This window comes from Thioclava nitratireducens (genome assembly GCF_001940525.2).
GTDB classification, from domain to species: domain Bacteria; phylum Pseudomonadota; class Alphaproteobacteria; order Rhodobacterales; family Rhodobacteraceae; genus Thioclava; species Thioclava nitratireducens.
In genome coordinates this window covers 719,161-738,243 of record NZ_CP019437.1, presented here as the reverse complement: position 1 = coordinate 738,243, position 19,083 = coordinate 719,161, and the positions used below count along the sequence as shown (strand labels likewise).

General features: G+C 64.6%; 21 protein-coding genes. 5 read left to right on the top strand and 16 right to left on the bottom strand.

What is annotated here, in order from left to right:
- Window positions 1–3 precede the first annotated feature (3 nt).
- The 3 genes from BMG03_RS03740 to BMG03_RS03730 all read right to left on the bottom strand — a co-directional run bounded on the left by BMG03_RS03740 (window position 4) and on the right by BMG03_RS03730 (window position 3,124).
- Window positions 4–1,257 (bottom strand): aspartate kinase, encoded by a 1,254-nt coding sequence (locus tag BMG03_RS03740; RefSeq protein ID WP_075775925.1) that lies wholly within the window; start codon window positions 1,255–1,257, stop codon window positions 4–6.
- Window positions 1,258–1,413: 156 nt separating this feature from the next.
- Window positions 1,414–1,848, bottom strand: coding sequence for a DUF1178 family protein (locus tag BMG03_RS03735; protein ID WP_075775924.1), 435 nt, complete (start codon window positions 1,846–1,848; stop codon window positions 1,414–1,416).
- Window positions 1,849–1,915: 67 nt separating this feature from the next.
- Window positions 1,916–3,124: a 3-deoxy-D-manno-octulosonic acid transferase gene (locus BMG03_RS03730; protein WP_075776019.1), complete on the bottom strand. Its 1,209-nt coding sequence runs from the start codon at window positions 3,122–3,124 to the stop codon at window positions 1,916–1,918.
- A gap of 168 nt (window positions 3,125–3,292) precedes the next feature.
- Here BMG03_RS03730 and BMG03_RS03725 point away from each other — a divergent pair, with 168 nt between their 5' ends.
- A complete protein-coding gene (locus tag BMG03_RS03725) occupies window positions 3,293–4,888 on the top strand; it encodes a GMC family oxidoreductase (protein ID WP_075775923.1) in 1,596 nt (531 codons plus the stop codon).
- Window positions 4,889–5,045: 157 nt separating this feature from the next.
- Here the strand turns inward: BMG03_RS03725 and BMG03_RS03720 are convergent, their stop codons facing one another.
- On the bottom strand, window positions 5,046–5,801 hold the full coding sequence (locus tag BMG03_RS03720) for an EcsC family protein (protein ID WP_075775922.1): 756 nt from the start codon (window positions 5,799–5,801) through the stop codon (window positions 5,046–5,048).
- Between the two features lie 48 nt (window positions 5,802–5,849).
- Window positions 5,850–6,332 carry a GNAT family N-acetyltransferase gene (locus BMG03_RS03715; protein ID WP_075775921.1) on the bottom strand — a complete coding sequence of 161 codons (483 nt, stop codon included), beginning with the start codon at window positions 6,330–6,332 and terminating at the stop codon, window positions 5,850–5,852.
- A gap of 72 nt (window positions 6,333–6,404) precedes the next feature.
- Here BMG03_RS03715 and BMG03_RS03710 point away from each other — a divergent pair, with 72 nt between their 5' ends.
- On the top strand, window positions 6,405–7,004 hold the full coding sequence (locus BMG03_RS03710) for a flavin reductase family protein (protein ID WP_075775920.1): 600 nt from the start codon (window positions 6,405–6,407) through the stop codon (window positions 7,002–7,004).
- On the opposite strand, the gene BMG03_RS03705 is transcribed toward BMG03_RS03710, so the two are convergent.
- Window positions 6,994–7,872 carry a DMT family transporter gene (locus tag BMG03_RS03705; protein ID WP_075775919.1) on the bottom strand — a complete coding sequence of 293 codons (879 nt, stop codon included), beginning with the start codon at window positions 7,870–7,872 and terminating at the stop codon, window positions 6,994–6,996. The two genes, BMG03_RS03710 and BMG03_RS03705, sit on opposite strands and share 11 nt — an antisense overlap.
- A gap of 143 nt (window positions 7,873–8,015) precedes the next feature.
- Here BMG03_RS03705 and BMG03_RS03700 point away from each other — a divergent pair, with 143 nt between their 5' ends.
- From BMG03_RS03700 to BMG03_RS03690, 3 genes are read left to right on the top strand one after another with little or no spacing between them, the layout of a single operon-like run.
- The gene (locus BMG03_RS03700) at window positions 8,016–8,888 is read left to right on the top strand and encodes an S-methyl-5'-thioadenosine phosphorylase (RefSeq protein ID WP_075775918.1); all 873 of its coding nucleotides are present in this window, start codon (window positions 8,016–8,018) and stop codon (window positions 8,886–8,888) included.
- A gap of 7 nt (window positions 8,889–8,895) precedes the next feature.
- Window positions 8,896–9,423 carry an adenine phosphoribosyltransferase gene (locus BMG03_RS03695; RefSeq protein WP_075775917.1) on the top strand — a complete coding sequence of 176 codons (528 nt, stop codon included), beginning with the start codon at window positions 8,896–8,898 and terminating at the stop codon, window positions 9,421–9,423.
- Window positions 9,420–9,842, top strand: a complete 423-nt coding sequence (locus BMG03_RS03690; protein WP_075775916.1) for an NUDIX hydrolase — start codon at window positions 9,420–9,422, stop codon at window positions 9,840–9,842. The genes BMG03_RS03695 and BMG03_RS03690 overlap by 4 nt, the downstream gene beginning before the upstream one ends.
- A gap of 123 nt (window positions 9,843–9,965) precedes the next feature.
- On the opposite strand, the gene BMG03_RS03685 is transcribed toward BMG03_RS03690, so the two are convergent.
- From BMG03_RS03685 to coxB, 10 genes are all read right to left on the bottom strand, one after another.
- Complete coding sequence (locus BMG03_RS03685) at window positions 9,966–11,369, bottom strand: FAD-binding oxidoreductase (RefSeq protein ID WP_075775915.1); 1,404 nt, start codon at window positions 11,367–11,369, stop codon at window positions 9,966–9,968.
- A gap of 110 nt (window positions 11,370–11,479) precedes the next feature.
- Complete coding sequence (locus BMG03_RS03680) at window positions 11,480–12,064, bottom strand: GNAT family N-acetyltransferase (protein ID WP_075775914.1); 585 nt, start codon at window positions 12,062–12,064, stop codon at window positions 11,480–11,482.
- A complete protein-coding gene (locus tag BMG03_RS03675) occupies window positions 12,064–13,323 on the bottom strand; it encodes a M16 family metallopeptidase (protein WP_075775913.1) in 1,260 nt (419 codons plus the stop codon). Before BMG03_RS03675 ends, BMG03_RS03680 begins: the two co-directional genes overlap by 1 nt.
- Window positions 13,320–14,717 (bottom strand): threonine synthase, encoded by a 1,398-nt coding sequence (thrC, locus tag BMG03_RS03670; RefSeq protein ID WP_075775912.1) that lies wholly within the window; start codon window positions 14,715–14,717, stop codon window positions 13,320–13,322. The genes BMG03_RS03675 and thrC overlap by 4 nt, the downstream gene beginning before the upstream one ends.
- Window positions 14,718–14,726: 9 nt before the next feature.
- On the bottom strand, window positions 14,727–15,407 hold the full coding sequence (locus BMG03_RS03665) for an SURF1 family protein (protein ID WP_075775911.1): 681 nt from the start codon (window positions 15,405–15,407) through the stop codon (window positions 14,727–14,729).
- A gap of 73 nt (window positions 15,408–15,480) precedes the next feature.
- On the bottom strand, window positions 15,481–16,284 hold the full coding sequence (locus BMG03_RS03660; protein WP_075775910.1) for a cytochrome c oxidase subunit 3: 804 nt from the start codon (window positions 16,282–16,284) through the stop codon (window positions 15,481–15,483).
- Between the two features lie 17 nt (window positions 16,285–16,301).
- Window positions 16,302–16,895 (bottom strand): cytochrome c oxidase assembly protein, encoded by a 594-nt coding sequence (locus BMG03_RS03655; RefSeq protein WP_075775909.1) that lies wholly within the window; start codon window positions 16,893–16,895, stop codon window positions 16,302–16,304.
- Window positions 16,892–17,086: a hypothetical protein gene (locus BMG03_RS03650; protein ID WP_075775908.1), complete on the bottom strand. Its 195-nt coding sequence runs from the start codon at window positions 17,084–17,086 to the stop codon at window positions 16,892–16,894. Before BMG03_RS03650 ends, BMG03_RS03655 begins: the two co-directional genes overlap by 4 nt.
- Window positions 17,087–17,089: 3 nt before the next feature.
- The gene (gene cyoE, locus BMG03_RS03645) at window positions 17,090–18,025 is read right to left on the bottom strand and encodes a heme o synthase (RefSeq protein WP_075775907.1); all 936 of its coding nucleotides are present in this window, start codon (window positions 18,023–18,025) and stop codon (window positions 17,090–17,092) included.
- 34 nt (window positions 18,026–18,059) lie between these two features.
- A complete protein-coding gene (coxB, locus tag BMG03_RS03640; RefSeq protein WP_088720363.1) occupies window positions 18,060–18,938 on the bottom strand; it encodes a cytochrome c oxidase subunit II in 879 nt (292 codons plus the stop codon).
- Between the last annotated feature and the right edge of the window lie 145 nt (window positions 18,939–19,083).

Genomic DNA, 19,083 nt, shown 5'->3' with positions numbered 1-19,083 from the left:
TACTCAGGCCTTGTCGAGTTCGAAGGCATCATGCAGGGCCTGAACCGCCAGTTCCAGATATTTGCGGTCGACCAGCACCGAAATCTTGATTTCCGACGTGGAGATAACCTTGATGTTGACGTTTTCGGCGGCCAGCGCCTTGAACATCTTCGCGGCGACCCCCGCGTGGGAACGCATGCCGATCCCGACGACGGAGATTTTCGCCACGTCCTCGTCGGCGACCAGCTCGTCGAACTGGATCAGACCGGCGTCGCGGGCATCTTCCATCGCCTTGCGGGCGCGGGCCACCTGATTGACCGGGCAGGAGAAGGTCATGTCGGTGACCTTGACCTCATGCTCGGCCTGACGCTCGGAGATGTTCTGGACGATCATGTCGACATTCACACCGGCATCCGCGAGCGGCCCGAAGATCGCGCTGGCGATACCGGGGCGGTCTTCGACCGTCACGAGGGTCATTTTCGCTTCGTCGCGGGAAAAGGCGACGCCGGAGACAACTTTCGATTCCATGATTTTATCCTCGTCGCAGACCAGAGTGCCCGAATTCTCCGTGGTTTCCTCGAAGGAGCTTAGCACGCGCAGCGGCACCTTGTAGCGCATCGCGAGCTCGACCGAGCGGGTTTGCAGAACCTTCGCCCCGAGGCTCGCGAGTTCCAGCATCTCCTCGAAGGCGATGCGGTCGAGCTTGCGCGCCTTGGAGGAGACGCGCGGGTCGGTGGTGTAAATGCCGTCGACATCGGTGTAGATGTCGCATCGCTCCGCGCCGAACGCAGCGGCGAAAGCCACAGCGGTCGTGTCCGAGCCGCCCCGGCCGAGCGTCGTGATCCGGTTCTCCGGCGACAGCCCCTGGAAGCCGGCGATCACCGCGACCTTGAAGCCTTCGGAGAATTTCTGGTCAAGATTTTCGCGCGGGATCGACACGAAGCGCGCCGCGCCATGCGCAGAGGTCGTGTTGATCGGCACCTGCCAGCCCTGCCAGCTGCGCGCGGAGACGCCCATCTCCTGCAGACGCAGCGACATCAGGCCGGCGGTGATATTCTCACCCGAGGAGACCACGGCGTCGTATTCGCGCGCATCGTAGAGCGGCGACGTGGTCTCGACCCAGTTGACGAGTTCGTTGGTCTTGCCCGACATCGCGGAGACGATCACGATGACATCGTAACCGCGCTCGACTTCACGCTTCACCTTTTCGGCGGCGTTTGCGATCCGGTCGAGATCGGCGACGGAAGTGCCGCCGAATTTCATCACCAGAATGGGCATGGAAATCCCCCTTGGGCAGAGTCGCGCCTCTGCTAGCTCAAGCCGTTGGGGCACGCAAGAGATTTGGCGTTTCCGGGCCTGCAGATCGGCTCGGGGGCGCTGCCCCTCTTCGCGTTCGCGAACTCACCCCGGGATATTTGGAAAGAGCGAAAAGGGTCAGTTCGTCTTGCGAGTCGACAGGAAGGGCAGCGGCAGAACCGGGAGCCCGTCCTCGAGCATCTTGCGCGCGTCGTCGAGTTTCGCCTCTCCGTGGATCGCGCGTTTCTTGGCGGTGCCCTCGTGCATCGCGCGCGCTTCGGTAGCGAAGTTCATGCCGACGTAATCGGAGTTCTTCTCGATCTCGCGACGCATCGCGGCAAGAGCCTGCTCGGCCTCGGAATGCGGCTGCGAGAGGGGGCGCTCAGGCACGCCCTCCTGCGCTTTGCGTGTCTGCGCGACGGGCGGCGCCATCAGCGATTTCTCGACGTTTTTCGAGCCGCAAACCGCACATTCCAGCTGGCCTGCGGATTTGAGCGCCTCGAACCCGGAGGCCGAGGGAAACCAACTGTCGAAGCGGTGCTCATTCTCGCATTGCAGCGTATAACGGATCATCTCTGCATCTCCCGAATGGGTAAGCAAATAGGCTATTTAACCCGCGATGCAAGCATATTGGCGCAGGTCATAGACGCGCGATGAGCGCGGTTGCGATGCTTTCGACATCGGCTGGCGGCCCAAGCGCCGCCCGCGCGGCGCGCGCCATTTCCGCCTGTTCGTCGGCGTCGAGCGTGGCGAACGCAGCGGCGAGATCCGACTCGGTCGCGCAAAGCCGCGCGCCGCCTGCCGCGTCGAGTGCGGCATAGGCTGCGGCGAAATTCGCGACATCCGGACCATGCAGCAAAGCGCAGTCGAAGCTCGCCGGTTCATAGGGGGTATGACCGCCCTTTTCGACAAGCGAGCCGCCCACGAAGCACAGGCCCGCGCTCGCATACCAGCGGCCCATTTCGCCCAGCGTATCGGCCAGATAGACCTCCGCGGTCGGGGGCCCGTCCTTCGAGCGGGTGGTATGACGCAGCCCGGCCTTGGCGATCAGAGCTGCGATCTGGGGCGCACGGCGGGGATGGCGCGGGGCGAGGATCAGGCGCAGGCCCGGTCGGTGCGTGCGCGCCTTCGCAAAGGCGGCGAGGATCGTCGCGTCTTCCCCCTCATGGGTCGACGCGGCCAACACCGTGTCGCTGCGCGGCCAGTCGAGCGGCACGCCCGGTGCGACGGTTATCGAGGTCTTGAGGTTGGCGGGGGGCATCAGCCGCTCTTGCGGCAGGCCAAGGTCGAGGAACCGCGCCTCGGACCCCGCATCCTGCGCCGAGAGCGCGGTGATCTGCGACATCATCGGCTGCGCGATGCCAATCTTCGCCCAGCGCGCCGCAGAGCGGGCCGACATCCGCGCACCGATAACGAAGAGCGGCCGTTTCGCCTGCGCGAGCAGCGCCATGCGGTTCGGCCACAGCTCGTTCTCGATCACGACCAGCGCGCGGGGGGCATGGCGCGACAGGAACCGCCGCAGCACCGCACGATGGTCGAGCGGCGCCATACGGATCGCGATGCGGGCATCGTTCCAGCCCTGCCCCAGCGCGCGCGCCGTCACCGTGTTCACCGTCACCAACAGCTGCAACGCAGGATCGGCGGCCAGCAGCGCTTCGATCAAAGGCTTGGCGGAGGTCAGTTCACCATTCGAGGCCGCGTGCAGCCACAATCGTCCCGGCGCGGCCTCCCCACCGCCCAACCGCTCCAACAAAGCGACCCGGCTTTCGCGTCCGCGCAGAACGCGCCAGAGCAACGCCGCCAGAACAGGCAGGCTCGCGATACTGACGAGAAGGCGGTAAAGGACCATGAAAGGCTCCGGCGAGATTTGCGCCATAGAACGGATCACCCCCCTCACAGGCAAGCCCCTCCTTGCGTTTTCGCAAAGCGACTTTGCGCGAATGAACGGTCCATGGCCTTGTTTCCCGGACGGCAGCTTGCGAAAGTCCTGCCCGGAGGCGCAGTTCGGGAGGGGCTTATGGAGCAATACGATTACATCGTGGTCGGGGGCGGCAGCGCAGGCTGCGTTCTGGCCAACCGACTGTCGGAGAACCCCAAGCACAAGGTGCTGCTGCTGGAGGCCGGCGGGCGTGACAACTACCACTGGGTCCACATCCCCGTCGGTTATCTCTATTGCATCGGCAACCCGCGCACCGACTGGGGTTTCAAGTCGAAAGCCGAAGCCGGACTGAACGGGCGCGAACTGCTCTATCCACGCGGGCGCATCCTCGGCGGCTGCTCCTCGATCAACGGCATGATCTACATGCGCGGCCAGGCCCGCGATTACGACATGTGGGCGCAGGCGGGTAATCCCGGCTGGGGCTGGGACGAGGTGCTGCCGCTGTTCAAGAAGCAGGAAGATTTCTATCGCGGCGAGAGCGACCTGCATGGCGCTGGCGGCGAATTGCGGGTCGAAGAGGCCCGCGTGCGCTGGGAGATGCTCGATACTTTTCTCGAGGCCGCCGAAGAGGCCGGGTTCCCACGCACCGACGATTTCAACACCGGCACCAATGAGGGCGGCGGCTATTTCCACGTCACTCAGAAATCCGGCTGGCGCTGGAGCGCGGTGAAAGCCTTCCTGAAACCCGCGATGCAACGCCAGAACCTGCGGATCGAAACCAATGCGCAGGTCGAGAAGCTCCTGATCGAAGAGGGGCGCGTAATCGGCATCCGCTACAACCAGAACGGACAGAGCCACGATGTGAAGGCGGGCGAGACGGTGCTCTCGGCGGGCTCGATCGGCTCGGTCCAAATCCTCGAGCTCTCGGGAATCGGGCGCGGCGACGTGCTGTCCCAGCACGGCATCACCCCGGTGGCCGAAGTGAACGGTGTGGGCGAGAACCTGCAGGACCACCTGCAACTGCGCGTGATCTACAAGGTCTCGGGCGTCAAGAGTCTCAACACCATGGCCTCGACGCTCTGGGGCAAGGCGAAGATCGGGATGGAATATGCGCTGTTCCGCTCAGGGCCGATGTCGATGTCGCCGTCGCAGGTGGGCATCTTCACCCGCAGCTTCCCCGAGAAGGAGACGCCCGATCTGGAGTATCACGTCCAGCCGGTCAGCCTCGACAAGTTCGGCGACGCGGTCCACGCTTTCCCCGGCATGACGGCGAGCGTGTGCAACCTGCGCCCCGAGAGCCGCGGCCATGTGCATATCACCTCTCCCGATTTCCGCGCCCATCCCGAAATCGCGCCGAATTACCTCTCGACCGAGGGCGACCGCCGCGTCGCCGCCGAAGCGATCCGGCAGGTCCGCCGTGTCGCCTCGCAACCGGCCTTCGCGAAATACAAGCCCGAGGAATATAAGCCCGGCCCGGACTATCAGACCGAAGCTGAGCTGGTGAAAGCCGCGGGCGATATCGGCACCACGATCTTCCATCCCGTCGGCACTTGCCGGATGGGGCCTGATGACGGTGCCGTGGTCGATCCGCGGCTACGGCTGAAAGCGCTGAAAGGGCTGCGCATCGCGGATGCCTCGGTGATGCCGACGATCACCTCGGGCAACACCAACGCACCGACGATGATGATCGCCGAAAAGGCGGCGCAGATGATCCTTGAGGACGCGAAGGGCTGAGAAGCTGCTCTCGCCTAGTGGTACGTAGGGGGCGCTGCCCCCGCTCCTTCGGAGCCCCCCGGGATATTTTCGACAAGAGAAAGCGAAGCTACCTTCCTCTTGGTCCAAATATCCCCGCCGGAGGCATTCGACGGAAAACAGGGGCGCGGCGTCGCGATCACTTGGCGATGCGGGCGACAAGCTCCTCGCGCAGAACGCCCTCATCGGTGCCGGTGTCCCGGGCAAGGCGCTTAAGCCCGAAATGGACGCGGGCGATTTCCTGATAATAGCTGGTGAAGGCGTAGTTCACCGCAGCGCCCGCGACTGCGCCCAGAAGCGGCGCGGCCTGGGCGGCGAGCTTCTGACCCAGCACGATCGACAGGCGAGGCGCGACCTTTGCGATCAGCGACTTCATGCTCGACCCGGTGATCGTCGCGCGCGCGGCGAGGAAGCTCAGATCCATCCCGTCATCATCCTCGAGCGGCCCGGCAGATGCGAAGACCCGCAGACATTCGAGCCGCACTTCCTCGGAGGCCGGGTCAAAGCCGTGTTCGGCGGCGATGCCCTGTATGGCGCGCAGTAGCATCGTGACCGTGAAGGGCAACTCGGCGAGCGAACTGCCCAGACCGCCGACGCCGCCTGCGGCCCCCATTGCGGTGGTCAGCGTGCGGTTCATCCAGTCGGGCCGGTCCGCGACGATTCCGCGCGAGCGCTCGGCGGCTGTCATCGCGCCCGAAAGCGCGCGCTCGGTCGCCCCATCCAGACCGTTGCGCACGGGCCCCGGCAATTTGCTCAGAAGCCCTTCGGCGGAACCTCCGACATAGCCGATCAGCTGCATCACCACGCCGCCCGCTGCGCGGTGGCGTTTCGCGAGGGTGTCGAGCTGGCCCAGAATCGCAGGGTCGCTTACGGGGGGAAGAATATCTGCCATCATCGCCTCCTTGCCTTTTCCAGATATGGGGCGGCGGGAGCGCTTCGGCAATCAGTCGTCTTTCTCGACCTGACCGTGCACGCCCTCCCAGGCACCGGGCACCAGTTCGAGCCCCAGAACGCGGTCGGGATTGGTTGGCGGCGGCATCTCGACATCTTCGAGCTTTGAAAAGCCAAAGCGCTGGTAATAGGGCGCGTCGCCCACCAGCAGCACACGCTCCCAGCCGAGATCGGCGGCGCGCGAGAGGCTTTCGTGCATCAGAATTCCGCCCAGGCCTTCGCCCTGCCGCGTCGGGTGGACCGCGATCGGCCCGAGCAGCAGGACGCGCTTGCCGCCGACCCGCACCGGCCAGTAGCGGATTACGGCGGCAAGGATGCCGTCCTGACGCAGCGTGAGGCAAAGCTCCCGGACCGGATCGACGCCGTCGCGAAGGCGATAGGAGGACAGCGCCGTGCGGCCCGGCGCGAAGCAGAGGTCGTAGAGCGCCTCAACCTCCCACCAGTCCTCTGCCGTCTCTTGCGCGAGCTCGTGCATCGCCGCCCCTTTCAGGCTGCCCCTTTCCTGCGCGGTAGCATGCGCTAAGTTCGGGATCAAACAGGAGAAAGCATGTTCTATCGCACCTCGGATGGCCACCCGCTCGCGCATAACCCGTTCAACTCCATCGTCGCCCCACGCCCGATCGGCTGGATTTCGACGCGCAGCGAGATGGGCGACAATCTCGCGCCCTATTCCTTCTTCAACGCGGTCGCCTACACGCCGCCGCAGGTGATCTTCGCCTCGACCGGGGTGAAGCCCGATCGCGACGGCACGAAGGACAGCGTCTCGCAACTGCGCGAGGCGGGGGTGTTCTGCGCCAATCTCGTGACCTATGCGCTGAAGGACCAGATGAACGCCTCCTGCGCCAACTATCCCGCGGGCACCGACGAATTCGCCGAATGCGGGATCGAGAAAGCGGAATGCGAGACCATCGACTGCCCGCGCGTGGCGGCGGCGCCCGCCTCGCTCGAATGTCGCGTCGTGCAGGTGATCAAGCTGCTGGGCGAGGGTAATTACCTCGTTCATGGCGAAGTGACCGGCATCCATATCGCCGATGATTGTCTGAAGGACGGGCTCTATTCGCCGCCCGACCGTCTGGTGCGGCTCGGCAATCGCGGCGATTACGCGGCCGTGTCGGAAACCTTCGAGATGCTGCGGCCTAAGCTCTGACCCGCGCGCGGATCCGGCTGCGGCGGCCTTCGACCAGCGTGTAGAGGCCGCTCGCCACGATCAGCGCCGCGCCGAGGATCATCGCCGCGTCGGGCCGCTCGCCGAACACGACCGCCCCGAGGATCAGCGCGAAGATCAGGCGGGTGTAGCGGAAGGGCGTGATGACCGAAACCTCGCCCATACGCATCGCCTTCGTCAGCGACCAATAGGCGAGGCTGCCGAAGGCCACCGCGCCGGCCACATCGCGCAGCGAAACAAGATCGGGCGTCGTGACGCCGCCGAAGATCAGAAGGATCAGTACGCCGGTCGGGATCAGCATCATGAAGCCGTAGAAGCTGAGCTGGAAATTCGACAGGACCGGCGGGCAGGCGCGCGTCGCCAGATCGCGCCCCGCAAAGCCCAGCATGCCCAGAACGGTCCAAAGGGCAGCCGGAACGAAACCGTCGAGGCCGGGGCGCAGCACGATCAGCACGCCGATGAACCCGATCCCCACTGCGACCCAGCGCCGGATGCCGACACGCTCGGAAAACACCACCGCCGCGCCCGCGACGACGACGAGCGGTGTCGCCTGCAGGATGGCGGAGGCGTTCGAGAGCGGCGTCAGCGCGATCCCCAGCGTATAGCCGAGACGCCCGATCACTTCGAGCGCGAGCTTGATCAGCAGCGGCTTCGAGGCGAGCGCCGGGTGCAGCAGCCGCTGACCGCGCGCCATGATGAGGGTTGCGAAGACTGCCATGCCGCCAATGCCGAACAGCATCAGCACCACGCCCACCGCGAGATGGCTCGAGGCGGATTTGACGAACATGTCTTCCATCGCGAAGGCCGCCATCGCGACGACCATCAGCACCGAGCCGCGGATATTTTCCATAGATCCTCTCCCGTGAGGGCTCCCATTTCCCTCGCCCATCGGCGATAGACCGCGCGGCAAGTGGCTGCAATCCCTCTTTCCTCCCGCGCGCGCGGGCCTTAGGCTCGCCGCGACGCGGAAAAGACAGCCGGAGGATGCGCGGAATGGACAGGATGATCGGGGTGATCGGCGGCTCGGGCGTCTATCAGATCAACGGGCTGGAGGCGGCCGAGTGGGTCACCGTCGAGACACCCTTCGGCGCGCCCTCCGATCAGGTACTGACCGGCAGCCTCGATGGCGTGAAGATGGCTTTCCTGCCCCGCCACGGGCGCGGCCATGTCGAGACGCCGACCACCGTCCCCTACCGCGCCAATATCGCCGCGATGAAGCAGCTGGGCGTGACCGATCTCGTCGCCGTCTCCGCCGTGGGTTCGCTGAAAGAGGCCTATGCGCCGGGCGATTTCCTGATTGTGGACCAGTATATCGACCGCACCTTCGCCCGCGAAAAGACCTTCTTCGGTCCCGGCATGGTCGGTCATGTCTCGGTGGCCCATCCCGTCTGTGCGGAGCTTTCGACCGCCTGCGCCGAGGCCGCGCGCAAGACCGGCGTCACCGTCCACGAGGGGGGCACCTATGTCGCGATGGAAGGCCCGCAATTCTCCACCAAAGCCGAGAGCGAGCTTTACCGCCAATGGGGCGCTGATGTGATCGGCATGACCGGCATGCCCGAGGCCAAGCTCGCCCGCGAGGCGGAACTGCATTACGCCTGCGTCGCGATGATCACCGATTACGACTGCTGGCACCCCGATCACGATGCCGTGGACGTAGCGCAGGTCGTTGCCGTGGCGATGAAGAATGCCGATAAGGCGCGCGCTCTGGTCGCGGCCCTGCCGGGTCTGCTGAAAGGGACAGCGGGCGATTGCGCCACCGGCTGCACCCGTGCCCTCGACAGCGCGATCATGACCGCCCCCGACAAGCGCGACCCCGAGATGACGCGCAAACTGAAGACCATCGCGGGCCGCGTGCTCGAGCTCTGAGGATCCCATGAACGTCAAAGACTATATCCGCACCATCGCCGACTTCCCGCATGAAGGGATCATGTTCCGCGATGTGACCACGCTTTTCGCCGATCCGCGCGGCTTCCGCATGGCGATCGACCAGATGCTTCACCCGTGGGCGGGCCAGCAGATCGACAAGGTCGTGGGGCTGGAGGCGCGCGGCTTCATCATCGGCGGCGCGATCGCGCATCAGCTGTCGAAAGGCTTCGTGCCGATCCGCAAGAAGGGCAAGTTGCCCGGCCAGACGATTTCGCAGGCTTACCAGCTGGAATATGGCGAGGCGGTGATGGAGATGCATGAGGATGCGATCAAGCCCGGCGAGAAGGTTCTGGTCGTCGACGACCTTCTGGCCACCGGCGGCACCGCGCAGGCGGGCATCCGGCTGATCGAACGCGTGGGCGGCGAGATCGTGGGCCTCTCCTTCATCGTCGACCTGCCGGAACTGGGCGGGCGCAAACTGCTCGAAGACCGCGGCATGAATGTAAGCGTGCTCTGCGAATTCGAGGGGGCGTGAGCCCCCGTCCGGTCCCCGCCATTCTCGCCGTCGTGATCCGCGACGGACAGGCCCTGCTGGTGCAACGGGCCAACCCGCCCGATGCCGGGCTATGGGGCTTTCCCGGCGGCAAGGTCGAGCTTGGCGAAACGCTTCTCGCGGCGGCAGAGCGCGAATTGCTGGAGGAAACCGGCGTGCAGGCGCGGGCCACCCATGCCTTCAACGCGCTCGATGTGCTTGCCCATGACGATGCGGGCGCGCTGGAGCATCACTTCGTGCTGATCGCGGTCGAATGTCAGTGGCAGGCCGGAGAGCCGGTCGCCGCCGATGACGCTCTGGATGCGCGCTGGGTCGATGTAGACCGGATGGGGAACGACCTTCCCCTAAGCCGCGATGTAGCACGGATCGCGCGGCAGGCCGCCGCGCTGGGGCCGCGTTAACGTCTTTCTTACGCAAATCGACCTAACCTGACCGGGCCAGATGGTTCGGCTGCTTGCAATGACACGTGAACCAGAACGCCGCGCTCCGCCTGCTCTCCTGGCGGGGCGCGTTTCTCTTGGCCCTCAGCGCTCCGCCAGCACCGCGCCGGGGTTCAGGATGCCCTTGGGATCAAGCGCCGCCTTGATCGCGCGCATCGCGGCCAGCTTGCCCGGATCGCCGTAGCGCTCCAGATCGCCCACCTTGAGCCGCCCGATCCCATGCTCGGCCGAGATCGAGCCGCCGAAACGGTCGACCAGATCGTAGACCGTCTCGGGGATCGCACGGCGCAGGTTCTCGTATTCCTTGCGGTCGCGCCCCTCGGCGGGGAAGGCGTTGAAATGCAGATTGCCGTCGCCGACATGGCCGAAGCAGTTGATCCGGATATTGCCGAGGTCGAGAAGAGCGCCACGCGCCTCTTCGATGAAAACGGCCAGTTTCGGCAGCGGCAGCGAGATGTCGTGGCTCGATATCGACCCGATCCGCTTGTTCGCTTCCGGCAGGCTCTCGCGCAGCGACCACATCTGGGCGCGCTGGCTCTCGGAGCTTGCGATCACCCCGTCGCTGACCAGCCCCTCGGCGGCCTCGAACAGCTCCGCAAGCGCCTCTTCCGGGGTGAGCCCCTCGGGCAGACCGATCTCGATCAGCACCGACCAGTCGGGGCGCGCCTCGAAAGGTTGATGTACCTCCGGTCCGACCTCGTCGAGGAAACGCAGCCCCTGCCCCGAGATCAACTCGAAGGCCGAGACACAGCCCGGCATCCGGGCCTCGGCCAGTTCCAGAAGTTCCAGCGCTGCGGCGGGGCTTTCAACAGCCATCATCGCCGTGCCGACCGCCGCCGGGCGCGGGAAGAGCCGCAGCGTCGCGGCCGTGATGATCCCGAGCGTGCCCTCGGACCCGATCAGCAGGTCCTTCAGATCGTAGCCGGTATTGTCCTTGCGCAGATGCTTGAGGCCGGAGATCACCGTGCCATCGGCCAGCACCGCCTCGACGCCCAGACACAGCTCGCGCGCGTTGCCATAGCGCAGTACGTTCACCCCGCCCGCATTGGTCGCCAGCACACCGCCGATCCGGGCGGAGCCCTGGCTCGCGATGGTCAGCGGAAACAGCCGCTCCACGCCTTCCGCCGCCTGCTGCGCCTCAAGCAGAGTCGCGCCTGCCTCGATCTCCAGCACATGGCCGCTGACCGCGCGAACCGCGTTCATTTTCTCGAGGCTCAGGATCACCGGCGCGGGGCCGTCCTCGGTAATCTGGCCGCCAACCAGCCCGGTGCCGCCGCCATAGGGCATCACAGCGACGCCCGCCGCGTGGCAGTGCCTCAGCACCGCAGCGACCTCTTCGGTCGACGTCGGCTTCACCAGCACCCCGCCGATACCGTGATAGCGCCCGCGCGGCTCTTCGAGATAGGACGCCCCCGGCGCGCCGAGGCTCAGGCGCGGCACCGCCTCCCGCAGCGTCTCGACGAAACTTTCATCAGCGGCGGTACGCATCTCTGGCTCCTTCGGCTTGGCTTAAGTATCCTGGGGGGCTGGCTGCGCCAGCGGGGGCAGCGCCCCCTCTGCCGTTCGCCCCGCAACATGTCGCGCGAGCGCAGGCGCCCCTATCGGACATCCGTCCGTCCCCGGCGATCCGAGCGCAGGTTGGAATAGAGGACGTGATTGCGCCAGCGCCCGTTGATCTGCAGGTAGCTCTGCGCGACTCCCTCGTATTTGAAACCGGATTTCTCCAGAACCCCGCGCGAGGCCGCATTCTCGGGCAGGCAGGCCGCCTCAATCCGGCTGAGGTCGAGCTTGGTGAAGGCGTAATGCACGACGGCCTCGATCGCCTCGCGCATGTAACCCTGACGCGCGTGACGCTGGCCGATCCAATAGCCCAGCGTGCCCGCCTGCGCCGGTCCGCGCCGGATATTGTCGAGCGTGATCGCCCCGAGGAACGTCTCATCGCGGCGCGAGAACAGGAAGACGGGGACCGCGGTGCCATTCGCGATCGCGCGCGCGGCCCAGTAGACCCGGTTGGAGAAGGCCTTGCGCCCGAGATGGTCGGAGGACCAGCTCGGCTCCCACGGGGTCAGGAAGGCGCGGCTGTCCTCACGCAGGCTGGCCCACGGGCGATAATCCCCATGCTGCGGCGGACGAAGGATCATCCGATCCGTATCGATCCGCAGCTGACGACGGCGCGCGAACATCAGGCGGCGAGCCTTTCCCGCAATGCGCCCAGTTCGGGAGCATCCTTGACCGGACCGTAAAGCGCCATCGCGGTGCGACCACCGATCGCGAGCCGTTCCCCGAAATCGCGCACCGCGTCACGGGTGACGCTGTCGATCCGGGCCGAGGCCTCGTCGATCCCGGGCACCCGGCCCCAGATATAGAGGCTGCGCGCCATGCGTTCTGCGCGCGCCGAAGCGCTTTCCAGCCCCATCAGCAGCCCCGCCTTGATCTGGGCGCGGGCGCGGGCGATCTCGACCTCGGTCATGTCTTCGGCCGCGCGTTTCAACTCGTCGATGGTCAGCTCGGCCAGACCGCGAATCTCGTCGCCCGACGTGCCCGCGTAGACGGTGAACATGCCGGTGTCCTCGTAGGCGCCGGCCTGCGAGAAGATCGTGTAGCACAGGCCCCGTTCTTCGCGGATCTTCTGGAACAGGCGCGAGGACATGCCCCCCCCCATCGCGACCGAATAGACTTGCGCGGTATATAGATCGGCGTCGCGATAGCTGGGCGCTTCGATGCCAAGCGCGAAATGCGCCTGTTCGAGCTGTTTGATCTCGCGCCGCTCGTTGCCAACCCATTTCGCCGGATAAGGCGCGGGGTTCAGCGCGGGGCGCAGATCACCGAAGATATCCTCGGCGCGTTTCACGATCTCCGCGTGATCGACATTACCGGCCGCCGAGAGGATCATCTGATCCGGGCCGTAATGCTCGGACACGAAGCCGGACAGATCGTCGCGCGCGAAGCTGCGGACCTTCTCCGCCGGGCCGAGGATGGTGCGGCCCATCGGCTGATCAGGGTAAGCTGCCTCTTGCAGCCAGTCGAAAATCACGTCGTCGGGCGTGTCGAGCGATTGGCCGATCTCTTGCAGGATCACGCCGCGCTCCACCTCGATCTCACGCTGATCGAAGACCGGGTTAAGCAGGATGTCCGAAATAACGTCGAGTGCGAGCGGCACGTCTTCGGCCAGCACGCGGGCGTAATAGGCGGTCATCTCGCGCGAAGTATAGGCGTTGATATAGCCGCCCACATCCTCGATCGCTTCCGCGATCTGCAGCGCCGAGCGGGTCTTGGTGCCCTTGAACGCCATATGTTCGAGGAAATGTGCGATGCCGTTCTGCTCGGGGCGTTCGTGGCGGCCACCGGCAGTGATCCAGACGCCGATCGCGGCGGAGGCAAGGCCCGGCATCGTCTCGGTGATGATACGCAAGCCGTTCTTCAGGGTGGTCATTTCGATCATGTGCGGCGACGCTCCCGGATCAGCGCTTCAAGGTCGGCGAGGTCGTTCGGCACCCGGGTCACACGCTCCTCGCGGGTGAACAGGTCGGCCATGCGGGGCGGCAGATCGGGGCGGATGCCCGTCGCCTCTTCCACGGCATCGGGGAACTTCGCGGGATGCGCGGTCGCGAGCGTGATCATCGGCGTGGCCGGGTCACGCGCGACGGCAGCTTTGCCCACGTTCACGCCGACCGCCGAATGCGGGCAAAGCAATTCGCCGGTTTCCTTGAGCGTATCGCCGATCTCCTCCATCGTGCGCGCCTCGCCGACCGAGCCGCTGTCGTAGATATCGCGCAGCGCACCGATGGCGTTTTCGGAGACGGTGAAGGAGCCGTCGGTTTTCAGCTCGTCCATCAGCTTCTCGATCGCGGCCCCGTCCTTGCCGTAGGCCCAGAACAGTGCGCGCTCGAAGTTCGAACTCACCTCGATATCCATCGACGGCGAGATCGAGGGCGTGACGCCCTGCTTGGTGTAATCGCCCTTCTCGAGGCAGCGATGCAGGATGTCGTTCTGGTTCGTCGCGATCACCAGACGCTCGACCGGCAAACCCATTTCCTTTGCGAGAAAGCCCGCGAAGATATCACCGAAATTGCCGGTGGGCACGGTGAAGGACACCTTGCGATGCGGCGCGCCGAGCGCCACGGCGGAGGAGAAGAAATACACGATCTGCGCCAGCACGCGGGCGAAGTTGATCGAGTTCACGCCCGCCAGACCGACCTCGTCGCGGAAGTCGAAATCGTTGAACATGTCCTTCAGCTTCGCCTGACAATCGTCGAAATCGCCATCGAGCGCGAGCGCGTGGACGTTGCCCTCGACGGGCGTCGTCATCTGGCGGCGCTGGACCTCGGACACACGGCCATGCGGGAAGAGGATGAACACATCGACATTGTCGAGCCCGCGGAACGCCTCGATCGCGGCCGAGCCGGTATCGCCCGAGGTGGCGCCGACGATGGTGATCTTCTGATTGCGCTTTTGCAGCTCGATCTGGAACAGCTGTCCGATCACCTGCATCGCGAAATCCTTGAACGCGAGCGTTGGGCCGTGGAACAGCTCCAGCAGGAAGTGGTTCGGCGCCAACTGCACCATCGGCGCGCGGGCGACATGGCCGAAGCCGGAATAGGCGCGGGAAATGGCGCCGCGCAGCTCCTCGTCCGAGAAGGTCTCGGAGACGAAGGGCTTCATCACGCGGAAGGCGATTTCCTCGTAGGGCTGCCCTGCGAGCGCGGCGATCTCGTCGGCGGAAAACTGCGGCACGGTCTCGGGCACGTAGAGCCCGCCGTCACGGGCAAGCCCCGTCAGCATCGCATCGCCGAAATTCAGAACCGGGGCTTTGCCCCGAGTGGAAACATAACGCATCGTCAATCCTCAGGCCTGTTGCCGCCTGATACGCCAGAGAAGAAAGATTGTCATCCCGGCCCAGACGATTGCGAGCAAAAACCAGGTGATCGCGTAGCCGAGGTGATCGTTGGGGATGCCGGTGATCGTGACGGGGACCGGCGTTATGCCCTGCGCCGCGCCTTGGACGGTGCGGGCAACGATCAGGATCGGCTCGGTGCCGAGCTTCGCGGCCATCGCAGGCACGTCGCGGGCGAACCAGATGCCAGACTTCGCGTCGGGCTTGGGCGTGTAGCTGTCGGCTTCTTCGGGCCAGTGCAGGTTTCCGGTGACGGTCAGATCCGTTGCGGGGCGGTCGGTGCCTTTCTCGCCCTCGGGGATGAAGCCATGATCGAGCAGGATCTTGCGGCCCTGATCGGTCTCGAAAGCGTCGATGACCCGGTAGCCCGCGCCGACGCCCTTCTGGCCCGAAAGCACGAGAATCTCCTGCCCCGTCGTGCGCCCGCTTACCGTGACGGGTTCGTATTTCAGCGGCTTGGTGTCGGTGCCTTCAGGCGGCAGCGCCTGCGGCTGGCCTTCGATCTTGGCGGAAATCTCGGCCAGCATCGCCTCTTTCCAGCCAAGGCGCTGCACCTGCCAGATGCCGAGCGAGATCAGGATCGCGCAGCCGACGACGCCCAGCAGCAGCGGAAAGATATAGCGTTTCATCAAGCCTCCAAGAAAGCGGCGCGAGGGTCGCCCCCCGCGCCGATCTGCGCATTTTGCGTGTGATGGCCGGGGGCGCTTACGCGCTGCCCCAGATATAGATCGACGCGAACAGGAAGAGCCAGACAACATCGACGAAGTGCCAGTACCAGGCGGCGGCCTCGAAGCCGACATGCTCGTTCTGGGTCATCTGGCCGCGCATGATACGCAGCAGGCAGACCAGCAGGAAGATCGTCCCGATGATCACGTGCGCGCCGTGGAAGCCCGTCGCCATGAAGAAGTTGGCGCCGTAGATATTGCCCGCCAAACCGAAGGCCGCGTGGCTGTATTCGTAGGCCTGCAGCACCGTGAAGGACGCGCCGAGGATCACCGTGAGGATCAGCCCCTGCTTGACCTGGCTGCGGTCGTTCTCATGGACCAGAGCGTGGTGCGCCCAGGTTAGCGTCACGCCCGAAAGCAGCAGGATTACGGTGTTGATCAGCGGCAGGTGCCACGGATCGAAGGTAACGATGCCCTCGGGCGGCCAGACGCCATCCTTGAGCGGGCTCATCGGGCCCATCGGGTACATGGCGTGCTTGAAGAAGCTCCAGAACCAGGCCGCGAAGAACATCACTTCGGACATGATGAACAGGATGAATCCATAGCGCAGGCCGATCCGGACGACGGGCGTGTGATCGCCGGTCTCGCCTTCGTGGACTACGTCCGACCACCAGCCATACATGGTATAAAGCACCACGAGCAGGCCGCCGAAGAAGACGTAATGGGTGATGCTCTGCATCCAGAGCACCGCCCCGAAGAGCATGATGAAGCCACCAACGGCACCGAGGAAGGGCCAGATCGAGGGCGGTAGGATGTGGTAGTCGTGGTTCTTTGCGTGGGCCATGCGTCTCCCTCCGATGGCTAGTTGACCGTCTCCGTCTCCCTTTGACGGACCGAGGCGGTGTCTTCCGGCTCGGGAAGGTCGGTTTGATAGAAAGTGTAGCTCAACGTGATCGCGTGAATCCGCTTCGCATCCGCATCATCGACGATGCCGGGATCGACGAAGAAGCTCACCGGCATCTGCACCCTCTCCCCGGGTTGCAGCACCTGTTCGGTGAAGCAGAAACACTGGATCTTGTCGAAATAGTAGCCGGCCACATCGGGCGAGACGTTGTAGCTCGCCGTGCCCGCGATGACGTGATCGGTCGGGTTGTAGGCCTCGTAGAAGGCCAGCCCGTTCTGGCCGATCTTCAGCTTCATCTCGGTCTGGACCGGCTTGAATTTCCACGGCATGCCCGGTGCCACGTTGGCGTCGAAACGCACGAGAATCTCGCGGTCGAGAACCTTGTCGGGCAGCACCTCGGCAGTGTTGGTCGTGCCGCCATATCCGGTGGTCTTGCAGAACCAGTTGTAGAACGGCACCGCAGCCCAAGCCCCTGCCCCCATCACGACGATCACCGCGAGCAGCGAGAGCAGCACGCGCGTATTCGACCGATCTGTGGGGCGCTGGGTCATTTCGAGGCGCCCTCCGCCGGCAGCACCGAGGCGCGCGGCTGGTGGTCGTAGGCTTCCATCTTCGAGCCGTTCTCGACCTTGACCACGGTCAGGCCGAAGACGATCGCGACGAACCCGAGAAGAACCGCTCCAAGCCCCACATTGCGGGTGAACCGGCGGATATGGAGGTCACTGTCCCGGGTGATTGCCATCGCTTACCAAGCTCCCAAACCGATATAGCTCAGCCCCGCTTCGGCCAGCAAAGCCGCGAAATGCGCGAAGAGGTAGATGAGCGAGAAATAGAAGAAGCGCTTTTCGACCGCGTATTTGTCGGCCTCCGCCTGCGCCTCGGTGCGGGCGTGAATCTCGATCGCGCCCTTGATGAAGAGCGCATTCATGATCAGCGCCGTCGCGAAATAGACCGGGCCGCCGATCGAGGTGAAACCGGTGCCGACAGCGATGGGGGCGAGAATGAAGGCGTAGAACAGGATGTTCTTGCGCGTCACCACCCGACCATGGGTCGAGGTCAGCATCGGCACTTTCGCCTCGTCGTAATCGGACTTCATGAACAGCGCGAGCGACCAGAAATGCGGCGGCGTCCAGAGGAAAACCAGCAGGAACATCGCCACGGATTCGATCGAGATGCCACCCGTCGACACGGCCCAGCCGATCATCGGAGGGAAGGCGCCCGCAGCGCCACCGATCACGATGTTCTGCGGCGTCGCGCGCTTCAGCCACATCGTGTAGACGACGACATAGAAGAAGATGGTGAAAGCAAGGAACAGGCCCGAGAAGATATTCGTGGCCAGCGCCAGCATCACGCAGGAGATGCCCGAGAGCGCCAGCCCGAAGCCCAGCGCCTCGCGCTCAGAGATGCGGCCCGCCGGGATGGGACGACCGCGAGTGCGGCGCATGATCCGGTCGATATCCGCGTCATACCACATATTCAGTGCGCCCGAGGCGCCACCGCCCAGCGCGATGAACAGGATCGCGACGAAGCCCACGAAGGGATGCACCGGATTCGGCGCCACCACGAGACCGACGAAAGCGGTGAAGACCACCAGCGACATCACGCGCGGCTTCAGAAGCGCGATGTAGTCGCCGAGCCGCGCCTCGTTGTCCTGTTGGCGAATATAGCTGATGTCACTCATGAAAGCGTTCCTCGGGTGTTATCGCACGATGTATTCAGTTCTGTGCGACCCGAACCGCCCCATCCGTCTCGACCGAGGCGAAGTCATTCTTCGCACGCTCGAGCCAGTTAGCGTAAACTTCCGGTGAGACAACTTTGACCACAATGGGCATGTAAGCGTGGTTGGTGCCGCAAAGCTCCGAACACTGGCCGAAATACACACCTTCTTGATCGGCCTTAAACCACAATTGCGCGATCCGGCCCGGCACGGCGTCCTGCTTCACCGCGAAGGCCGGCACGGTCCAGCTGTGAATCACGTCCGCGCCAGTGACTTGCACGACGATCGTCTTGCCTTTCGGCACCACCATCGCGTTGTCAGCTGCCAGCAGGTATTCGTCAGGTGCATAGCCATGCTCTTCGAGGTCTTCCTTCGCGAGCAGAAGCGAATCGAACGAAATGCCCTCATCGGGGTATTCGTAGCCCCAGTACCACTGGTAACCGGTGACCTTCACGGTGATGTCGCCCTCGGGAATTTCCTGCTGGTTCCACAGCGCGGGCAACGAGAAGGCCCCGATCGCCACGAGGATCACGATCGGCACGAAGGTCCAGGTGATCTCGAGAGGCGTGTTATGGGTGAAGCTGCGCGGCGTCGGGTTGGCGCGGCTGTTGAAGCGCAGCAGCGAATAGATGATCAGGGCGAAGACCAGAACGCAGATCGCGGCGATGATGACCAAAAGCATATGGTCGAGCCATTGCTGGTCTTCCGCGAGGTTGGACGACGCTGGCTGGAACCCCGTCCCGCCCAGATGCGGCTTACCGATTACCGGCAGCCCCTTGATCATGTCCTGAGCCGAGGCCTGCCCGGCGACGAGCGTCGACAGAACAGCCGACGTGACAGCGGCCGCGATACCGCGGCCCTTGCTTGCAAAGCGCATAAGTCCCATGTCTCCCTTTTGGCGGCGTTTCTCCCTGCCGCCCGACGGCGTCCGGCTCTCCCAAACCGTTCACCGTTGCGTGTTCTCACTTTAAAATCATATTGGGAGGATGGCGCAAGCAAAAGCTGCGACATTTTGGCAATTT

What these genes read in the sequence shown, in the direction of transcription:
- BMG03_RS03655 (WP_075775909.1), bottom strand. Translation starts at nt 16,895, where the DNA reads ATGACCCAGCGCCCCACAGATCGGTCGAATACGCGCGTGCTGCTCTCG.
- thrC (WP_075775912.1), bottom strand. Translation starts at nt 14,717, where the DNA reads ATGCGTTATGTTTCCACTCGGGGCAAAGCCCCGGTTCTGAATTTCGGC.
- BMG03_RS03720 (WP_075775922.1), bottom strand. Translation starts at nt 5,801, where the DNA reads ATGATGGCAGATATTCTTCCCCCCGTAAGCGACCCTGCGATTCTGGGC.
- BMG03_RS03740 (WP_075775925.1), bottom strand. Translation starts at nt 1,257, where the DNA reads ATGCCCATTCTGGTGATGAAATTCGGCGGCACTTCCGTCGCCGATCTC.
- BMG03_RS03685 (WP_075775915.1), bottom strand. Translation starts at nt 11,369, where the DNA reads ATGCGTACCGCCGCTGATGAAAGTTTCGTCGAGACGCTGCGGGAGGCG.
- coxB (WP_088720363.1), bottom strand. Translation starts at nt 18,938, where the DNA reads ATGCGCTTTGCAAGCAAGGGCCGCGGTATCGCGGCCGCTGTCACGTCG.
- cyoE (WP_075775907.1), bottom strand. Translation starts at nt 18,025, where the DNA reads ATGAGTGACATCAGCTATATTCGCCAACAGGACAACGAGGCGCGGCTC.
- BMG03_RS03650 (WP_075775908.1), bottom strand. Translation starts at nt 17,086, where the DNA reads ATGGCAATCACCCGGGACAGTGACCTCCATATCCGCCGGTTCACCCGC.
- BMG03_RS03680 (WP_075775914.1), bottom strand. Translation starts at nt 12,064, where the DNA reads ATGTTCGCGCGCCGTCGTCAGCTGCGGATCGATACGGATCGGATGATC.
- BMG03_RS03730 (WP_075776019.1), bottom strand. Translation starts at nt 3,124, where the DNA reads ATGGTCCTTTACCGCCTTCTCGTCAGTATCGCGAGCCTGCCTGTTCTG.
- BMG03_RS03705 (WP_075775919.1), bottom strand. Translation starts at nt 7,872, where the DNA reads ATGGAAAATATCCGCGGCTCGGTGCTGATGGTCGTCGCGATGGCGGCC.
- BMG03_RS03735 (WP_075775924.1), bottom strand. Translation starts at nt 1,848, where the DNA reads ATGATCCGTTATACGCTGCAATGCGAGAATGAGCACCGCTTCGACAGT.
- BMG03_RS03715 (WP_075775921.1), bottom strand. Translation starts at nt 6,332, where the DNA reads ATGCACGAGCTCGCGCAAGAGACGGCAGAGGACTGGTGGGAGGTTGAG.
- BMG03_RS03660 (WP_075775910.1), bottom strand. Translation starts at nt 16,284, where the DNA reads ATGGCCCACGCAAAGAACCACGACTACCACATCCTACCGCCCTCGATC.
- BMG03_RS03710 (WP_075775920.1), top strand. Translation starts at nt 6,405, where the DNA reads ATGTTCTATCGCACCTCGGATGGCCACCCGCTCGCGCATAACCCGTTC.
- BMG03_RS03700 (WP_075775918.1), top strand. Translation starts at nt 8,016, where the DNA reads ATGGACAGGATGATCGGGGTGATCGGCGGCTCGGGCGTCTATCAGATC.
- BMG03_RS03675 (WP_075775913.1), bottom strand. Translation starts at nt 13,323, where the DNA reads ATGATCGAAATGACCACCCTGAAGAACGGCTTGCGTATCATCACCGAG.
- BMG03_RS03725 (WP_075775923.1), top strand. Translation starts at nt 3,293, where the DNA reads ATGGAGCAATACGATTACATCGTGGTCGGGGGCGGCAGCGCAGGCTGC.
- BMG03_RS03695 (WP_075775917.1), top strand. Translation starts at nt 8,896, where the DNA reads ATGAACGTCAAAGACTATATCCGCACCATCGCCGACTTCCCGCATGAA.